The following is an 18,609-nucleotide window of genomic DNA, read 5'->3' on the forward strand; positions in this document are numbered from 1 at the left end:
CCCAGGCGTGGTGAAGGCCCCGACCGCACCTCTCCGGGGTTTTCCGGAGAAGGCCCGGCCGGGGCCTCACCACGCCTGGGTCAGGTCATGCACATGGGCGACAGGTCACGCGGCGACCACGTCCACCGCCTCGGTGGCAGGGGCCTTGATGGTCACCCGTTCCGGAGGCACACCGGCCACCGACACGGAACCCAGCATCGGGCGGACCGGTGCGGGGACGGGGTCGGGGGCCGAGGCGGACTGGGCCAGCTCGGCGAGGGCGAGCTCGTCGCTCACTTCCCGCATGAGCTCGGACATCCGTACGTCCAGCGCGTCGCAGATGGCGGAGAGCAGCTCGGAGGAAGCCTCCTTCTGCCCCCGCTCCACCTCGGAGAGATAGCCGAGCGAGACTCGAGCGGACGAGGAGACTTCGCGCAGAGTACGGCCCTGGCGCTGGCGCTGCCGACGCAGCACGTCACCCAGCAGGCGACGGAGCAGGATCATCGGTGGCTCCCTCCTCGGACCGCTTGGCCGCATCCTTCTCGCCCCACCGTACCGCCTCGTGCCGCGGCCGTGCGGGGAGCGATGTCGTGTTCACTCAGAGCTGCAAACATCAAAACCCCCCGTTCCGTTCCGTATCCTGTGCCCGCTCATTTCCAGTCTGTTCGCCCGCGATCTGCTCCAGAAGCAGTGCGAGCACGCTCCGTACACTCTCTCTACGAATTTCCGCCCGGCCGCCGTTCAACCGCAGCGCGGTCGTTTTCCCGCCACGGGAGGCGCCGGACTCCGTCGCCAGGGGCCCGTCCACGGCCACGAAGACCGTCCCGACGGGCTGTCCGTCCTGGGGGTCGGGGCCGGCGACACCGGTGGTCGCGACGCCCCAGTCGGCCCCCAGGGCCTTTCGTACGCCGGCCGCCATCTGGGCCGCGACCTGCGGGTCCACCGCTCCCCGCTCGGCCAGCAGAGCGGCGTCGACGCCCAGCAGGCGGTGCTTGAGCTCGGTGGCGTAGGCGGTCACCGAGCCGCGGAACACCTTGGACGCCCCGGGCACCGAGGTGATCTCCGCGGCGACCAGGCCACCGGTCAGCGACTCGGCCACGGCGACCGTCTCGCCTCTCACCGTGAGGAGCCTCACTACCTCGGCGGCCGGTGAACTCACGTCTCCGACTCCTCCAACGCCTCACGGCGCCCGGCGATTCCCCGCCTGCGCAGCACAATGGCCTGCCTCACATAGTCGAGGCCGGTCACCACGGTCAGCACGACGGCCACGGCCATCACCCAGAATCGCAAAGTGGCCAGCCACCCCGTCAGCACCAGCACATACATGCCGACGGCCACGCCCTGCGTGAGGGTCTTGAGCTTGCCGCCGCGGCTCGCCGGGATGACCCCGTAGCGGATGACCAGGAAACGCAGCAGCGTGATCCCGAGTTCCCGGCCGAGGATCACTCCGGTCACCCACCAGGGCAGCTCGCCGAGCGCGGAGAGACAGATCAGCGCCGCTCCCATGATCGCCTTGTCCGCTATGGGGTCGGCGATCTTCCCGAAGTCGGTGACGAGGTTGTACCTGCGTGCCAGATGACCGTCGAACAGGTCGGTGATCATGGCGATGGCGAAGGCCGCCCAGGCCAGCGACCGCCACGCCGGATCGTACCCGCCGCCGGCCAGCATCAGGACCACGAAGCAGGGGACCAGGAGTAGCCGGAGCATGGTCAGGAGGTTGGCGATGTTCCACAGGCTGGCCTGGTCGACGGCGGCGGCCGCGATCTTCCCGCCGCGCGGCGGCCGGTCGCCGCCCTGCCCCGCCACGGACCGGTCCGCCCCGCCGGAGCCGGTCAGATCACCGGGGCCGACGGGCCCGGAGGAGGCGCGGAAGGCAAGGGAAGCACGGGAGACACGGGGGGCGCCCGCGTCCCTGTCCGCGCCGGTTCGGCGCGGAACCGCTCCTGCGGCCGTCCCGTGCGCGCCGGAGGAGCCGCCTGCCGCGGATGCCGGGATGCCGGTCATCTGCCTGCCTCCTCACCCCATACGGACGTGCCCGTCAGTGGCTCGGCCACCAGGTCGACGCCCTCGGTCCCGACCACCTTCGCCTCGACCATACGGCCGACGGCCACGTCCTCGCCGCCCGTGAGACCCGTGAGCAGCACCTGGCCGTCCGTCTCCGGTGCCTGGTGCGCCGCCCGGCCGTACACGCCCTCCTCGTCGTCCACGGACTCGACGAGCACATGCACGGTCTCCCCGATGCGCTCCTCGGCGCGCTGGGAGACGAGCTCCTCGGCCAGCCGGGAGATGTGGGCCAGGCGCTCGGCCACGACGTCCTCGTCGAGCTTGTTCTCGAACGTCGCCGCCTCCGTGCCCTCCTCGTCGGAGTAGCCGAAGACCCCGATGGCGTCCAGCCGTGCGTGGTTCAGGAACCGCTCGAGCTCGGCCAGGTCGGCCTCGGACTCGCCGGGGAAGCCGACGATGAAGTTGGAACGCACGCCGGCCTGGGGCGCCTTGCCGCGGATGGTGTCCAGCAGTCCCAGGAAGCGGTCGGTGTCGCCGAAGCGGCGCATGGCGCGCAGCACGCCGGGCGCGGAGTGCTGGAAGGACAGGTCGAAGTAGGGGGCGACCTTGGGGGTGGAGGTCAGGACGTCGATGAGCCCGGGACGCATCTCGGCGGGCTGCAGATAGCTCACCCGCACCCGCTCGATGCCGTCGACCTCGGCGAGCTCGGGCAGCAGGGACTCCAGCAGGCGGATGTCGCCCAGGTCCTTGCCGTAGGAGGTGTTGTTCTCGGAGACCAGCATGATCTCCTTGACGCCCTGCTCGGCCAGCCAGCGCGTCTCGTTCAGCACGTCGCCGGGGCGGCGGGAGATGAAGGAGCCGCGGAAGGAGGGGATGGCGCAGAAGGAGCAGCGCCGGTCGCAGCCGGAGGCGAGCTTGACCGAGGCGACCGGGGAGCCGTCCAGACGGCGGCGCAGCGGCGGGCGCGGGCCCGACGCCGGGGCGAGGCCCTCGGGAAGGTCGGCGGGGCCATGTCCCGGAATGACCACGTCCGCACCGGCGTTCTGCCGCTCGACCGGGCTGATCGGCAGCAGCTTGCGGCGGTCGCGCGGGGCGTGGGGGACGTGGCTGCCGCCGTTCAGGATGGTCTGCAGGCGCTCGGAGATGTTCACGTAGTCGTCGAAGCCGAGCACGCCGTCGGCCTCCGGGAGGGCCTCGGCGAGTTCCTTGCCGTACCTCTCGGCCATGCAGCCGACCGCGACCACCGCCTGTGTCCTGCCGTGCCCCTTGAGGTCGCCGGCCTCCAGGAGGGCGTCGACGGAGTCCTTCTTGGCGGCCTCCACGAAGCCACAGGTGTTGACCACGGCGACGTCCGCGTCCGCGGCGTTCTCCACGAGCTGCCAGCCGTCCGCCTCCAAGCGGCCCGCGAGCTCTTCCGAGTCCACTTCATTACGGGCGCAGCCGAGAGTGACGAGTGCGACGGTACGGCGTTCAGGCATGGGCTCAAGCCTACTTTGTCTTGCTGAGGGCCCATGTCGAAGGGGTTGGCCGGTCTTGGGCCAACCCCTTGCCGATGTGCCTGCTCGGCACCCTGTTCACGTATCTGCCGACGCCCTGTTCGCGCGGATCGCGCGGTTCACGTCCCGCGCGCCCCGCGCCGCCTATCCGGCCTGCGGGTCGCCCTTGGTGTAGGTGAGGCGTTCCACCGCGCCCGGCTGGAACTGGTCCTCGATCTTCTTGCCGTTGACGTAGAGCTGCACCGCGCCGGCGTCGCCGAGTATCAGGTTGATCCTGGTGCTGTCCTGGAAGGTCTTGGTCTCGCCCTTGTCCAGCAGCCCGTCGAAGAGCATCCGGCCGTTGTGGTCCTTGGCGGAGATCCAGCTGCGGCCGTTGGTGGCGCTGACCCGCACGGTGACCTTGTCCTGCGGGGCGGCCGCGATGGCGCTGTCGGACGGTTCCGGCGTCGGCTCGGCGGGCTTGCTGCTCTTCGGTTCGGGCGGGTCCGTCCTGTCGGCGGTGGGCGTGGAGTTCTCGGTCACCTGTTCCTTGGCACTGGTGGTGCCGCTGTCGCCCTTGAAGGCCGTGAAACCGACGAAGCCGATCACGACGACGATCGCGGCCACCATCGCCGCGGTCCAGTTGGGCCCGCGGCGCTCCGGGCGGATGCGTTCCGCTTCGAACAGGGGGGCGGCCGGTGTGGGGGCGGGACGGCCGCCGGTCATGGCCTCGTACTGCGCGAGCAGCGGGTCCGGGTCGAGACCCACGGCCTTCGCCAGGGTCCGGATGTGCCCGCGGGCGTAGACGTCACCGCCGCAGGGGGTGAAGTCGTCGGCCTCGATGGCGCGCACGATGGCCGTGCGGACCCGGGTGGCGTTGCTGATGTCTTCGACGGTCTTTCCGGCGGCGATCCGCGCCTGCTGCAGGGCACGGCCGACGGAGGGGCGGGCTTCCTCGGATACGTCTTCGAACGGACGCTCGTCTTCAGGGGAGTTGCCGATGGACACGGGGGCGCCTTTCGAGCGTGTAGCCGCCTGTGCTGGAGGTTCAGTCTAGGGTGGTGCCAAAGGGTGGAGCGACCCGGCGGTGGAGCTTTGTACGCCATCGGAATGGCCGGGCAGTCCGACGGCGGGACCGGTTGTCGCGCCCGGGTTCGGCCCCGCACCGGGTCCTCTCGTTCACCTTGACGTGCGGCCGCGGAAAAGGGTTGCCCGCCGTTCGCTAACGAGTGGATCACGGTGGAGGCGCCCGCCCGCGGCGGGCGCCTCCACCGGACGCTCCCTTTCTGCTGCCCCGAACCCCCCGGCTATCCCCCGGACTCCCCGCGGAGCATGGCCAGCACGCCGTCCAGGTCGTCGGGCTTGACCAGGACGTCACGTGCCTTGGAGCCCTCGCTGGGACCGACGATGCCCCGGGACTCCATGAGGTCCATCAGCCGCCCCGCCTTGGCGAAGCCGACACGCAGCTTGCGCTGCAGCATGGACGTCGAGCCGAACTGCGTGGAGATGACCAGCTCGGCCGCCTGGCACAGCAGATCGAGGTCGTCGCCGATGTCCTCGTCGATCTCCTTCTTCCGCTGGGTGCCGGCGACGACGTCGTCCCGGAAGACCGGAGCCATCTGGCTCTTGCAGTGCCGGACGACCGCCTGGATCTCCTCCTCGGTCACGAACGCGCCCTGCATGCGCACCGGTTTGTTCGCGCCCATCGGCAGGAACAGCCCGTCGCCCTTGCCGATGAGCTTCTCGGCGCCCGGCTGGTCGAGGATGACGCGCGAGTCGGCGAGCGAGGAGGTCGCGAAGGCGAGCCGCGAGGGCACATTGGCCTTGATCAGACCGGTGACGACGTCGACGGAGGGCCGCTGGGTGGCGAGCACCAGGTGGATGCCGGCCGCGCGCGCGAGCTGGGTGATGCGCACGATCGCGTCCTCGACGTCGCGCGGTGCGACCATCATCAGATCGGCGAGCTCGTCGACGATCACCAGCAGGTACGGGTACGGCTGCAGCTCCCGCTCGCTGCCCTCCGGGGCCTTCACCCTGCCGTTGCGGACGGCCTCGTTGAAGTCGTCGATGTGCCGGAAGCCGTACGCCGCCAGGTCGTCGTACCGGAGGTCCATCTCGCGCACGACCCACTGCAGCGCCTCGGCGGCCCGCTTGGGGTTGGTGATGATCGGCGTGATCAGGTGCGGGATGCCCTCGTAGGCGGTCAGTTCGACGCGCTTGGGGTCGATGAGGACCATGCGGACGTCCTCCGGGGTCGCCCGCATCATGATCGAGGTGATCAGGCAGTTGATGCAGGACGACTTGCCGGAGCCGGTGGCACCGGCGACCAGGATGTGCGGCATCCTGGCGATGTTGGCCATCACATAGCCGCCCTCGACGTCCTTGCCGAGCGCGACCAGCATCGGATGGTCGTCCTCGGCCGCCTCCGCCAGGCGCAGCACGTCGCCGAGGTTGACCATCTCCCGGTCGGTGTTGGGAATCTCGATGCCGACCGCGGACTTGCCGGGGATGGGACTGATGATCCGTACGTCCGGGCTGGCCACGGCGTAGGCGATGTTCTTCGTCAGCGCGGTGATGCGTTCGACCTTCACCGCGGGCCCGAGTTCGACCTCGTAGCGCGTGACCGTCGGCCCGCGGGTGAACCCGGTGACCCGGGCGTCGACCTTGAACTGGGTGAAGACGGTGGTGAGCGCGTCGACGACGGCGTCGTTGGCCGCGCTGCGCGCTTTGCCGGGGCCACCCCGCTCGAGCAGGTCGAGGGAGGGCAGGACGTAGGTGATGTCGCCGGACAGCTGGAGCTGTTCGGCGCGCGGCGGCAGGTTCCGCGTGGGAGGCGGCGGGGTCTTCGTGAGGTCGGGGACCTCGGCCGGCTTCTCCCGCGCGGGGCGCCGGGCCGGCGGGGCGCCGGTGGTCCGCGCGGCCGGGACGGGGGCGGGGACCGTCGGCTCGCCGCGGTCGGCGACACCGACCCCCTGGGTGAGGTCGGCGACGACCGGTGAGGGCGGCATGCCGTGCAGCACGGCGCCGTCGAGCGAGGCGGCGGCAGCGGCGGCCACGTCCACGGCGTCCATCCCCCGCTCCATGTCCGGCTGCGGCACGGCCGAACGCCGGGGGCGGCCACGCCGCTTGCCGGGGGCCTCCTGCTCGGCACCGTCGGGGTCGTACTCCTGGGGGGCGCTTCGGCGCTTGCGGGGGCGCGTGGACAGCGCCTCGCGCCACTGCTCGTCGTAGCGGGCGTCGTCCTCGGTGTACGGGGCGTCCTCCGGGTCGGACAGGATGCCGAGCCTCGTGCCGAGCAGCCGCAGCCGCTGCGGGATCGCGTTGACCGGGGTGGCGGTCACGACCAGCAGACCGAACACGGTGAGCAGCACCAGCAGCGCTACGGCGAGGGCCTCGCCCACGGCATACGTCAGCGGGGCCGCCGCGCTCCAGCCGATGAGCCCGCCGGAGTCCCTGATGGCCTGCATGCCGTCGCTGCGGGCGGGCGAGCCACAGGCGATGTGCACCTGTCCGAGCACGCCGACCACCAGTGCGGACAGGCCGATGACGATGCGTCCGTTGGCCTCGGGCTTCTCCGGATGCCGGATCAGGCGTACGGCGACGGTCGCGATCAGGATCGGCACGAGCAGGTCCAGACGGCCGAAGGCCCCGGTCACCAGGATCTCGACCAGGTCCCCGACGGGCCCGTGCAGATCTGCCCAGGTGCCGGCGGCGACGACCAGGGCGAGGGCGAGCAGCAGCAGGGCGACGCCGTCCTTGCGGTGCGCGGGGTCGAGGTTCCTGGCACCCTGCCCTATTCCGCGGAACACGGCGCCGACGGCGTGTGCGAGCCCGAGCCAGAGGGCGCGCACGATCCGGTACACACCCCCGCCGGAACGGGACGCGGGCTTCTTCGCCGCGGTTTTCCTCGCAGGGGCCTTCCTGGCGGGCGCCTTCTTGGCAGAACCCTTCTTGGCGGGGGCCTTCCTCGCAGCAGTCTTCTTCGCCGGGGCCGCCCCGGGAGCGGCCGCCTTCTTCGCGGGCTGCTTCTTGGCTGCGGAGGGACGTGAGGCCATGGGTGCGAGGGTACCGGGGGAGGCGACAGCGGACACGTGTGCCCACAGCTTCACCCGTTCGTGTCGCCCGCACAGAGGCGCAGGATTGACGGTCCCTCAGAGAGCCGGACGGAAGTTCCTCAGAGAGCCGGACGGAGGCCGCCGTTCTCCGGACTCCGTCCGGCATCCGCGTCCGGCCGGGGATTCCGGCTCACTGCTGGGAGGAGACCGACGAGGTGCTCCCCGCGCCCGGCTCCAGCGCGTCCAGGGCCCGCCTGAGTCCCGTCAGTTTGCGCTCCAGATGAGCCGCCGTGGCCACCGCCGCCGCGTCCGCGGACTCGTCGCCGAGCTGCTTGGAGAGGGCCTCCGCCTGTTCCTCGACGGCGGCGAGACGGGCGGAGAGCTCGGCGAGAATGCCGGCCGACTCCTTGCCGTCGCCGACTCCGCCCTTGCCGCCCTCCAGTTGGAGCCGCAGCAGAGCCGCCTGCTCCTTCAGCTGACAGTTCTTCATGTACAGGTCCACGAAGACCGAGACCTTCGCGCGCAGCACCCACGGGTCGAACGGCTTGGAGATGTAGTCGACCGCGCCGGCCGCATAGCCACGGAAGGTGTGGTGCGGCCCGTGGTTGATCGCGGTGAGGAAGATGATCGGGATGTCCCGCGTCCTCTCCCGCCGCTTGATGTGCGCGGCCGTCTCGAAGCCGTCCATGCCCGGCATCTGGACGTCCAGCAGAATGACCGCGAAGTCGTCCGTGAGCAGTGCTTTGAGCGCTTCCTCCCCGGAGGATGCCCGCACCAGCGTCTGATCGAGCGCAGAGAGGATGGCCTCCAGCGCCAGCAGATTCTCCGGCCGGTCATCGACCAGGAGGATCTTGGCCTTCTGCACCATGGCCCGCCCTCCTCGCCCCGGCTTGGGGCCGCCCCTGTCCGCAGGAAACGGGGAAGCACCGGTGGGTGCCGCCCCGGAGGACGGCTTCCCTGTGCCGTCCCTCCTTGTGCCGGTCATCGTAGCCGCACCCCGCCCGTCGCCACACCCTGTCACCGCGATGTCACTGTGCACATAGCGGGAACGTGGCGGGAGACCGGAAAGTTCCCCGAATCCCGCACTTCTACACGTCTTCACGCACCTTCGATCAACAACTCCGCGCGTGCCCGGAAGGTTCCGTCACCGGCCCGCCGTCACTCCCGGTTCATCCACTGCGCCATCACGGCGAGCAGGTGATCGGGGTCGACGGGCTTGGTCACGTAGTCGGAGGCACCCGACTCGATCGCCTTCTCCCGGTCGCCCTTCATCGCCTTCGCGGTCAGCGCGATGATCGGCAGCCCGGCGAACTGCGGCATCCGCCTGATCGCCGTGGTCGTGGCATACCCGTCCATCTCGGGCATCATGATGTCCATCAGGACGACCGCCACGTCGTCGTGCTGCTCCAGGACCTCGATGCCCTCGCGGCCGTTCTCGGCGTACAGCACGGACAGTCCGTGCTGCTCCAGCACGCTGGTCAGGGCGAACACATTGCGGATGTCGTCGTCGACGATGAGCACCTTCTCCCCGTCGAACCGGATGGCCCCGCCTTCCTGCGGTCCCGTGTCCGCCTCCGCCGCCGCGGCCTCCGGCTCCTGGGCCGCCCGGTCCTGCTGCCCCGCCTGTTCGTCGGCGACGGGCAGGGCCCTGCGGCTCCTGCGGCGGTGACGGAAGAGCGTGGTGGGGCCGCTCTGCACCGGCTGCTGCGGCTCCGTCTCCGCCGGCTGCTCGTCCTGCGCGGCGGTCTGCTCGTCCGAGGACGAGTCCTCCTCGGACTCCGCGACCAGCGCACCGTCGTCCAGGACGGAGCCGGGCTGCTGATAGCCCTGCGGCGGCAGCTCGCCCGGGTGCAGCGGCAGATACAGCGTGAACGTCGAGCCGCGGCCCGGCTCGCTCTGCGCGTGGATCTCGCCGCCGAGCAGCTGTGCGATCTCCCGCGAGATGGACAGCCCGAGGCCCGTACCGCCGTACTTGCGGCTGGTGGTGCCGTCGGCCTGCTTGAACGCCTCGAAGATCACCCGCATCTTGCTGGCCGCGATGCCGATGCCGGTGTCGGTGACGGAGAACGCGATCAGCTCCGCGTCCGGGTCGGTCAGCGAACCGGCCTCCAGCAGCTGCTCGCGGATGCTCTGCGGAACGTCGTCCCGCGCGGGGCGGATGACGAGCTCCACCGACCCGGAGTCGGTGAACTTCACCGCGTTGGACAGCAGGTTGCGCAGCACCTGCAGCAGCCGCTGCTCGTCGGTGTGCAAGGTGGCGGGCAGCTCCGGCGACACCCTCACGGACAGGTCGAGTCCCTTCTCCGCGGTCAGCGGACGGAAGGTGGCCTCGACGTAGTCGATCAGCTGGACGAGCGCGATGCGGGTCGGGGAGACGTCCATCTTGCCCGCCTCGACCTTCGACAGGTCCAGGATGTCGTTGATCAGCTGGAGCAGGTCGGACCCCGCGCCGTGGATGGTCTCGGCGAACTCCACCTGCTTCGGGGTGAGGTTGCCCTCGGCGTTGTCGGCGAGCAGCTTGGCCAGGATCAGCAGGGAGTTGAGCGGCGTGCGCAGCTCGTGCGACATGTTGGCCAGGAACTCGCTGCGGTAGCGCATGGAGACGGCGAGCTGCTCGGCACGCTCCTCCAGGACCTGCCGGGCCTCCTCGATCTCGGAGTTCTTCGCCTCGATGTCGCGGTTCTGCTGGGCCAGCAGCTCGGCCTTCTCCTCCAGTTCGGCGTTGGACGCCTGCAGGGCCTTCTGCCGCTGCTCCAGCTCCGCGGACCTGATCCGCAGCTGCTCGGTCAGCTCCTGGGACTGCTTCAGCAGCTGCTCGGTCTTGGTGTTGACGGAGATGGTGTTGACGGTGGTGGCGATCACCTCCGCGATCTGGTTCAGGAAGTCCTTCTGGATCTGCGTGAACGGGGTGAAGGAGGCCAGCTCGATGACGCCGAGCACCGTGCCCTCGAACAGCACCGGCAGCACGATCACCTGCGCGGGCGGCGCCTCGCCGAGCCCGGAGGAGATCTTCAGATAGCCGCTGGGCGCGTCCTCCACGAGGATGGTGCGCTTCTCCTTCGCGGCCGTCCCGACCAGCCCCTCGCCCGGCCGGAACGACGTCGGCATGGAGCCCATCGAGTAGCCGTAGGAGCCCAGCATCCGCAGCTCGTAGGAGTCCTCGTCCTCGCCGCCGAGGTCCGTGCCGTCGACCAGCGGCATCGCGACGAAGAACGCGCCGTGCTGCGCGGAGACCACCGGCGTCAGCTCGCTCATGATCAGCGAGGCCACGTCCTGCAGGTCGCGGCGGCCCTGCATCAGCGCGGAGATCCGGGCCAGGTTGCCCTTGAGCCAGTCCTGCTCCTTGTTGGCGATCGTGGTGTCGCGCAGGTTGGCGATCATCTTGTTGACCGTGTCCTGCAGTTCCTGGATCTCGCCGGACGCGTCGACGTCGACCTTCAGGTTCAGGTCGCCGCGGGTCACGGCGGTCGCCACGCGCGCGATGGCACGCACCTGCCGGGTCAGGTTCCCGGCCATCTCGTTCACGGACTCGGTCAGGTCCCGCCAGGTGCCGTCGACGTCCCGCACGCGCGCCTGACCGCCCAGGCGGCCCTCGGTGCCCACCTCGCGGGCCACCCGCGTGACCTCCTCGGCGAAGCTGGACAGCTGGTCGACCATCGTGTTGATGGTCGTCTTCAGCTCCAGGATCTCCCCGCGCGCCTCGATGTCGATCTTCTTGGTCAGATCGCCCTTGGCGATGGCGGTGGTGACCATGGCGATGTTGCGCACCTGGCCGGTCAGGTTGGACGCCATCTGGTTCACCGAGTCGGTGAGGTCCTTCCAGGTGCCGGCCACGCCCGGCACATGCGCCTGACCGCCGAGGATGCCGTCCGTGCCCACCTCACGGGCCACCTTGGTGACCTGCTCGGCGAACGAACTGAGCGTCTTCACCATGGTGTTGAAGGTCTCGGCGAGCTGCGCGACCTCACCGCGCGCCTCGATCGTCACCGTCCGCGTCAGGTCGCCGTTGGCGACGGCGGCGGCCACCTGGGAGATGTTCCTCACCTGCATGGTGAGGTTCTTCGCCATCAGGTTGACGTTGTCGCTGAGGTCCTTCCAGATGCCCACGACGCCGGGCACGTGCGCCTGGCCGCCGAGGATGCCCTCGGTGCCCACCTCACGGGCCACCCGCGTGACCTGCTCGGCGAACGAGGAGAGCTGGTCCACCATCGTGTTCACGGTGGTGACGAGCTCGAGGATCTCGCCCTTGGCGTCGACGGTGATCTTCTTGGACAGGTCGCCCTTGGCGACGGCGGTGGTGACCTCGGCGATGTTGCGCACCTGGCTGGTCAGGTTGTTCGCCATGGAGTTCACGGACTGCGTGAGCTCCTTCCACGTGCCGGACACGCCCGGCACGTGCGCCTGGCCGCCCAGACGCCCCTCGGTGCCCACCTCACGGGCCACCCGCGTGACCTCCTGGGCGAACGAGGAGAGCTGGTCCACCATCGTGTTGATGGTGTTCTTCAGCTCCAGGATCTCCCCGCGCGCATCCACGGTGATCTTCTGGGAGAGGTCGCCGCGGGCCACGGCGGTGGCGACCTGGGCGATGTTGCGCACCTGGTCGGTGAGGTTGCCCGCCATGCCGTTCACGGAATCCGTGAGGTCCCGCCACACACCGGCGACCCCGGGCACCTGCGCCTGACCGCCCAGACGCCCCTCGGTGCCCACCTCACGGGCCACCCGCGTGACCTGCTCGGCGAAGGCCGACAGCTGGTCCACCATCGTGTTGATGGTGTTCTTCAGCTCCAGGATCTCCCCGCGCGCGTCGACATCGATCTTCTGGGAGAGGTCGCCGCGGGCCACGGCCGTCGTCACCTGGGCGATCTGCCGCACCTGGGAGGTGAGGTTGCCCGCCATGAAGTTGACGGAGTCGGTGAGCTCCTTCCACGTGCCGGACACGCCCGGCACCACGGCCTGACCGCCCAGGCGGCCCTCCGTTCCCACGTCCCGGGCCATCCGGATGACCTGGTCGGCGAAGGCCGACAGCTGGTCGACCATCGTGTTGACGGTGTTCTTCAGCTGGAGCATCTCGCCGGAGACGTCGACGGTGACCTTCTGCGACAGATCACCGTTGGCCACGGCCGTCGTCACCTGGGCGATGTTGCGCACCTGCCCGGTGAGGTTGCGGAACGCGGTGTTGACGGAGTCCGTGAGGTCCTTCCACGTCCCCGCCGCGCCCGGCACATACGCCTGGCCGCCCAGCTCGCCCTCGACACCGACCTCCCGGGCCACCCGCGTCACCTCGGAGGAGAAGGCCGAGAGCTGGTCCACCATCGTGTTGACGGTGTTCTTCAGCTCCAGCATCTCGCCGGCCACGTCGACGGTGACCTTCTGCGACAGATCACCGTTGGCCACGGCCGTCGTCACGGCGGCGATGTCCCTCACCTGGGTGGTCAGGTTCCGGAACACCGTGTTGACGGAATCCGTGAGGTCCTTCCAGGTGCCGGCCACCCCCGGCACATTCGCCTGACCGCCCAGCCGCCCCTCGGCGCCGACCTCGTTGGCCACCCGCGTGACCTCGTCCGCGAAGATCCGCAGCGTCTCGGTCATCTGGTTGATCGTCTCGGCGAGCTGCGCCACCTCGCCCCGCGCCGGCACGGTCACCTTCTGCGACAGGTCACCGTTGGCGACGGCGGTGGTGACCTGCGCGATCCCGCGCACCTGGGCCGTCAGGTTGCCGGCCATCTGGTTCACCGAGTCGGTGAGGTCCTTCCAGGTGCCCGCCACGCCCGGCACATGCGCCTGACCGCCGAGGATGCCGTCCGTGCCCACCTCACGGGCCACCCGCGTCACCTCGGAGGAGAAGGCCGAGAGCTGGTCCACCATCGTGTTGACGGTGTTCTTCAGCTCCAGCATCTCGCCGGCCACGTCGACGGTGACCTTCTTGGACAGATCGCCCTTGGCCACCGCCGTGGTGACCAGCGCGATGTCCCGCACCTGGGCGGTCAGCCGGGACGCCATCGTGTTGACGGAGTCGGTGAGGTCCTTCCACGAACCGGACAGCCCCCGCACCCGCGCCTGACCGCCCAGCTTGCCCTCGGTGCCGACCTCACTGGCCACCCGCGTGACCTCGTCGGTGAACGCCGACAGCTGATCGACCAGGTTGTTGACCGTCCGCCCGACCTTCAGGAACTCGCCGCGCAGCGGCTGCCCGACCCCTTCCGGCGTGTACGCGCGCAGCTCCATGCGCGGCGACAGATCACCCTCGGCGACCGCGGAGAGCACCCGGCTGACCTCGGAGACGGGACGCACGAGATCGTCCACGAGCGCATTGGAGTTCTCGATCGCGGCCGCCCAGGAACCCTCGCAGGGCCCCGTCTCCAGCCGCTCGGTGAGCTTCCCCTCGCGCCCCACCACGCGCCGTACCCGCGCCAGCTCGCCCGTCACATGCAGATTGCGGTCGGCGACCTCGTTGAAGACCGCCGCGATCTCCGCCATCACGCCGTCCCCGGACACCGTGAGCCGCTTGCGGAAATTGCCGTCCCGCATCGCCGTCAGCGCAGCCAGCAGTCGCTCCAGGGCGGCCGTGTCCACCTCTGTTGTCCCCTTGCGCGCCTTGCGCTGGTTCTTCAGGGACTGTCCGCCTTTCGCGCGCGTCTTGGTGCTTCGCGTCGCTGCGCCAGACTCCACTGTGTCCCTCCCGCAGGGGTCGACCGTTGCTGCTGTGCACCGGTAGTGCTGTTCGGCGTATCCGTTGCTGCTGCGTATATCCGCCCGATGCGATCGGCCACGCCGAGGGATGCCGCCTCGGGCGCGGAGAACACACTCAGCCTGCTCCGACCTTCACCAGATGCCTGCCCAGTGTTTCACCCTTGCCGAACCAGGCCATAACAGTTCGGCAGCTTTGCAAGCTTCCGCACACTCTCCGGGCGGAATCACTGCTGACCGGCATCAGCATGGACCGCGAAGGTAAGTAACCTTGCATGGGGCTGTCCAGCCACGCCGGTTCCGTCCGGCCTGGGGGTGGCACGGGAACGAACGGGCATGGAGGCGGCCGCACACATGACCACGGGAGTGATCCCCGGGGGGCAGTCCCCGGAGCCACGGCCGAAGGGTCCGCAGCTGCCGGAGCAGCGGCATGAGCCCGTCGGCCACCTGGGTCTGCACGTCGACAACCGGACGAGGAGTTCTGTGATCACCGCGCGCGCGGCCGCCAGCTTCGAGCCCCAGGGACGATCGGTCGCGGCCGCCCGCTCCTTCGTTCGCGACACCCTCCAGGGCTGGGGCTTCGGCGACATCGTCGACGACGCCGTGGTCCTCACCAGCGAACTGGTCACCAACGCGGTCGTGCACGCCGGCACGGCCGCCGACGTCCTGTGCCTGCGCAGCGACGGCGGGGTGCGGGTCGAGGTGTCCGACCGCTACCCGGAACGGGAGATCCCGGTCCAGAGCTCCGCGGTCAACATGGGAAGCCCCGACCGCGAGGGCGGACGCGGCCTGCAGCTGTGCGCGGCCCTGGCCGGCCGCTGGGGCGTGGAGTACACGCCCACGCACAAGAAGGTCTGGTTCCAGCTGGACCTGCCCGAACGCCCGGTCGGCACCCGCACCGCCGGCCCCTTCCTGCCCGCCGACCTCCTTCCGCTCGCCGACGGCCGGGTCCGCGTGGCCGTCGTCCAGATCGACCGCAACGGCTCCATCACCGCCTGGAACGAGGACGCCGAGGAACTCTTCGGCCACGCCGCCGACCAGGTCACCGGCAAACCGCTCACCGACTTCGCGGCCTGGCCGCACACCCCCGGCACCGGCACGGGCATCGCCGAGGCGCTCCAGCTCTCCCGCTGGGAGGGCAGTTACGGCATCCGCGACTCCCACGGCCGTGTCGTCCCCGTCTACGCCTCCCACCTGCGCGTACGCGACACGGACGGCGAGCCCTCCACCGTCTGCCTGCTCGTCAGGGACCATGAACGGGCCATTCTGCAGACACCGTTGCGTCCGGCGGCCACCAGCGACGCCAACGGCGCCGCCGAGGGCGCGAAGAGCACCGATCCCTTCGAGCTCTTCATCGGCTCCCCCGCCCCCGACGACCTCGACAGCCTGCTGCAGCGCACGGTCGAACGCGCCCGCGACATGCTCGACGGCGACGCCGCCTTCCTCCTTCTGGCCACCGACGACGAGACGGAGCTGGAGGTCCGCGCCTCCACCGGTCTGCCGTCCGCCCGCCAGCGCTTCGCCCGCGTCCCCGTCGAGGCCGGCCCCGGCCGCTACGGCTCGGCCCGCATGCCGGCCGTCCACGACGACCTCACCGCCGTCCCCGGTGCCGTCCCCCTCCTCAACGGCACCGGCATGCGGTCGGTCGTCACGGTCCCGCTGAAGGTCGAGGGCCGTCTCACCGGCTCCCTCGGCGTCGCCGCGGAGGCACCCGGCAGATACTCCAACGAGGAGGCACTGCGCCTGCAGTTCGCCGCCGACCGCATCGCCCTGGCCGTCGAGTCGGCCCGCCTGGGCGAGCTGGAACGGCTGCGCCGCGGCTCCCTCAGCTTCCTCGTCGAGGCGTCCGACCTGCTGGCCGGCACCCTGGACCGGGACCAGACCCTCGCCCTGATGGCCCAGATGACGGTCCCCACCCTGGCCACCTGGTGCGCCGTCTACACGATCGCCGACCAGGCCTCCGAGCCCTATCTGTCCTACGTCCTGCACGAGGACGAGGAACTGATCGACGGCATCAAGTCCCTGCTGTCCCGGATTCCGCCGCCGGACCCGGTCCCCACCCCCGGCGCCCGGGTGTGGAACGCGCCCCGCGAGGCCGCCCACCAGGCCGCCCTGCGCACCTCCATGCGCAGCCTCAGCCTGGGCGAGTCCCACCACCAGATCGGTACGGCCGTCGGACCGACGCTGGCCACGGCCGCCGCGGTCGGCGGCGAGACGGTGGTCCTGCCGCTGGTCGCCCGCAACCGTGTCATCGGCATGCTCACGCTCGGCAAGCCCTCCGAGGAGCACTTCCGCCAGGAGATCCTGGAACTCGCCGAGGACCTGAGCCGCCGTGCCGCCCTCGCGCTGGACAACGCCCGCCTGTACTCGGAGCGCACGGCCATCAGCCAGTCCCTCCAGCGCAGTCTCCTGCCGCCGGGCCTTCCCCGGATCGAGGGCGTGGAGGTCGAGGTCATCTACCGCGCGGCCGGCGAGGGCAACGAGGTCGGCGGCGACTTCTACGACCTCTTCCCGATCCGGGACGGCACCTACGGCTTCGCCATCGGCGACGTCTGCGGCACGGGCCCGGAGGCGGCCGCGGTGACCGGCCTGGCCCGGCATGCGCTCAGACTGCTGGCCCGCGAGGGCTTCGGCGGCCCCGCGGTACTGGAACGCCTGAACTCCGCCATCCTCGACGAGGGCGCCCGCAGCCGCTTCCTCACGCTTCTGTACGGCGAGTTGCGGCCGCAGGAGGACGGCAGCGCCCAGTTGAAGGTCGTCTGCGCCGGCCACCCGCCGCCGCTGCGGCTGCGCCAGGACGGCACGGTGGAACCGGCCGCCGACCCCCAGCCGCTCCTCGGTGTCCTGGAGGACCTGGAGCTGTACGAGCAGACGGTCACGCTGGAACCCGGTGACGTCCTGCTGTGCGTCACGGACGGCGTCACCGAACGCCGCGAGGGCTCACGCATGCTGGGCGACGACGGCCTCGCGGAAGTCCTCACCACCTGCACGGGTCTGACGGCGGGAGCGGTGGCGGCCCGCATCATGCGCGCGGTGGAGCGCTTCGCCTCGGACGCCCCGTCCGACGACATGGCGATCCTCGCCATGCGTGTCCCGGGTCCGCCCAAGTAGGCGGTCGTACGCACAGGACATGCGCAAGGCCCTTGCCCGGACGGGCAAGGGCCTTGGCGCTGGAGCCCCCAAACGGAATCGAACCGTTGACCTTCTCCTTACCATGGAGACGCTCTGCCGACTGAGCTATAGGGGCCGGTCGCCTTCCGGGGTTTTCCCCGCGGCAACGAAAGAGATCATACCCCGAACAGAGCCGTGCTCCCAACCATGATCGGTCCGCCCAGCGCATTGCACACCGAAACGATGCGCTGCAGCTCCCTCCGCGTCAGTGCGGCATGCACCGGCAGTGCGAGCGTCTCCTCGGCGGCCCGCTCGGTTTCCGGCAGGGACACGCGCCGACGGAACCCGGGTGTCCGGTGCAGGGGCGTCTTCACGGGCACTCGGCAGTCGACTCCCTTGGCCCGTACGGCTCGCGCGAAGGCGTCCCGGTCCGGTCGGCCGTTTCCGGGGACACGCACCACGTACTGCTGGTAGGTGTGCCCGACACCTCCGTCCGGCGTCCGTACGCCTCGCAGCCTCGCGTCCAGGTAGGCGGCACGCTCCCTGCGCTGTGCCACCTCGTCGTACGGTTCCTCCGCCTCGCTCTGCTCCAGTACCAGCAGTCCATGCCGCCGGCCGATGTCGTGCAGCCGCTCCATGTCGGCCGGCCGGCCGAAGCGATGCACGACAACAACGGCCGCCGTACGGGAAGTTACGGCGGCCTTCACGGCAGACGGATCGAGACAGTACGTCACCGGATCTATGTCGGCGAACACCGGCAGCGCAGCTGTCCGGGTCACGGCTTCGGCGACCTCCGCGTTGCCGAACGCCGGCACGACGACCTCGTCACCGGCTCCGATACCGGCCGCCCTGAGCAGTGCGGCGATACCCATGGGGGGATGCTGACCGGAGTGCGTTAACGCCATGTGACGGCAAACAAAAAAGGGTTGGACCCGAAACAGAAGTCCGGGTCCAACCCCCTCAAAACTTGTCCGGCGGCGTCCTACTCTCCCACAGGGTCCCCCCTGCAGTACCATCGGCGCTGTAAGGCTTAGCTTCCGGGTTCGGAATGTAACCGGGCGTTTCCCTCACGCTATGACCACCGAAACACTATGAAACACTCAAACAACCAGCAAAGGCCGTTCGCGGTCTCAGAACCAACACAGTGAACGCGAGCACCTGAGGACAAGCCCTCGGCCTATTAGTACCGGTCACCTCCACCAGTCACCTGGCTTCCAGATCCGGCCTATCAACCCAGTCGTCTACTGGGAGCCTTACCCCATCAAGTGGGTGGGAGTCCTCATCTCGAAGCAGGCTTC

Annotated in this window: 10 protein-coding genes, 1 tRNA gene and 2 rRNA genes; 1 reads left to right on the forward strand and 12 read right to left on the reverse strand. The window is 70.0% G+C overall.

Translation table 11 applies throughout. The annotated features are described in order from the left end of the window. Positions 1-105 precede the first annotated feature (105 nt). The 8 genes from CCN35_RS19765 to CCN35_RS19800 all read right to left on the reverse strand — a co-directional run bounded on the left by CCN35_RS19765 (position 106) and on the right by CCN35_RS19800 (position 14,182). Positions 106-483, reverse strand: a complete 378-nt coding sequence (locus tag CCN35_RS19765; RefSeq protein ID WP_067393452.1) for a helix-turn-helix domain-containing protein — start codon at positions 481-483, stop codon at positions 106-108. A gap of 109 nt (positions 484-592) precedes the next feature. Next, positions 593-1,138 (reverse strand): CinA family protein, encoded by a 546-nt coding sequence (locus CCN35_RS19770; protein ID WP_067393454.1) that lies wholly within the window; start codon positions 1,136-1,138, stop codon positions 593-595. Continuing rightward, positions 1,135-1,983 carry a CDP-diacylglycerol--glycerol-3-phosphate 3-phosphatidyltransferase gene (pgsA, locus tag CCN35_RS19775; RefSeq protein ID WP_067393457.1) on the reverse strand — a complete coding sequence of 283 codons (849 nt, stop codon included), beginning with the start codon at positions 1,981-1,983 and terminating at the stop codon, positions 1,135-1,137. Before pgsA ends, CCN35_RS19770 begins: the two co-directional genes overlap by 4 nt. After that, the gene (gene rimO / locus CCN35_RS19780; protein ID WP_086793768.1) at positions 1,980-3,461 is read right to left on the reverse strand and encodes a 30S ribosomal protein S12 methylthiotransferase RimO; all 1,482 of its coding nucleotides are present in this window, start codon (positions 3,459-3,461) and stop codon (positions 1,980-1,982) included. The genes pgsA and rimO overlap by 4 nt, the downstream gene beginning before the upstream one ends. Before the next feature lie 162 nt (positions 3,462-3,623). Further along, positions 3,624-4,466 carry a helix-turn-helix domain-containing protein gene (locus CCN35_RS19785; protein WP_067393460.1) on the reverse strand — a complete coding sequence of 281 codons (843 nt, stop codon included), beginning with the start codon at positions 4,464-4,466 and terminating at the stop codon, positions 3,624-3,626. A gap of 299 nt (positions 4,467-4,765) precedes the next feature. After that, a complete protein-coding gene (locus CCN35_RS19790) occupies positions 4,766-7,513 on the reverse strand; it encodes a DNA translocase FtsK (RefSeq protein WP_086793771.1) in 2,748 nt (915 codons plus the stop codon). 190 nt (positions 7,514-7,703) lie between these two features. Continuing rightward, on the reverse strand, positions 7,704-8,381 hold the full coding sequence (locus CCN35_RS19795; RefSeq protein ID WP_067393464.1) for a response regulator: 678 nt from the start codon (positions 8,379-8,381) through the stop codon (positions 7,704-7,706). A 290-nt stretch (positions 8,382-8,671) separates the two neighbouring features. After that, positions 8,672-14,182, reverse strand: a complete 5,511-nt coding sequence (locus tag CCN35_RS19800; protein WP_086793769.1) for a HAMP domain-containing protein — start codon at positions 14,180-14,182, stop codon at positions 8,672-8,674. A 372-nt stretch (positions 14,183-14,554) separates the two neighbouring features. Here CCN35_RS19800 and CCN35_RS19810 point away from each other — a divergent pair, with 372 nt between their 5' ends. Then, positions 14,555-17,311, forward strand: coding sequence for a SpoIIE family protein phosphatase (locus CCN35_RS19810; RefSeq protein WP_067393517.1), 2,757 nt, complete (start codon positions 14,555-14,557; stop codon positions 17,309-17,311). Positions 17,312-17,371: 60 nt separating this feature from the next. On the opposite strand, the gene CCN35_RS19815 is transcribed toward CCN35_RS19810, so the two are convergent. The 4 genes from CCN35_RS19815 to CCN35_RS19830 form a co-directional block, all read right to left on the reverse strand. Continuing rightward, positions 17,372-17,447, reverse strand: a tRNA-Thr gene (locus tag CCN35_RS19815). A gap of 40 nt (positions 17,448-17,487) precedes the next feature. Continuing rightward, a complete protein-coding gene (locus CCN35_RS19820; protein WP_169721376.1) occupies positions 17,488-18,168 on the reverse strand; it encodes a DegT/DnrJ/EryC1/StrS family aminotransferase in 681 nt (226 codons plus the stop codon). Positions 18,169-18,280: 112 nt separating this feature from the next. Beyond that, positions 18,281-18,397, reverse strand: a 5S ribosomal RNA gene (gene rrf / locus CCN35_RS19825). 74 nt (positions 18,398-18,471) lie between these two features. Beyond that, positions 18,472-18,609, reverse strand: a 23S ribosomal RNA gene (locus tag CCN35_RS19830); the annotation flags it as partial.

This window comes from Streptomyces thermovulgaris (assembly GCF_002155915.1).
Lineage (GTDB): Bacteria > Actinomycetota > Actinomycetes > Streptomycetales > Streptomycetaceae > Streptomyces > Streptomyces thermovulgaris.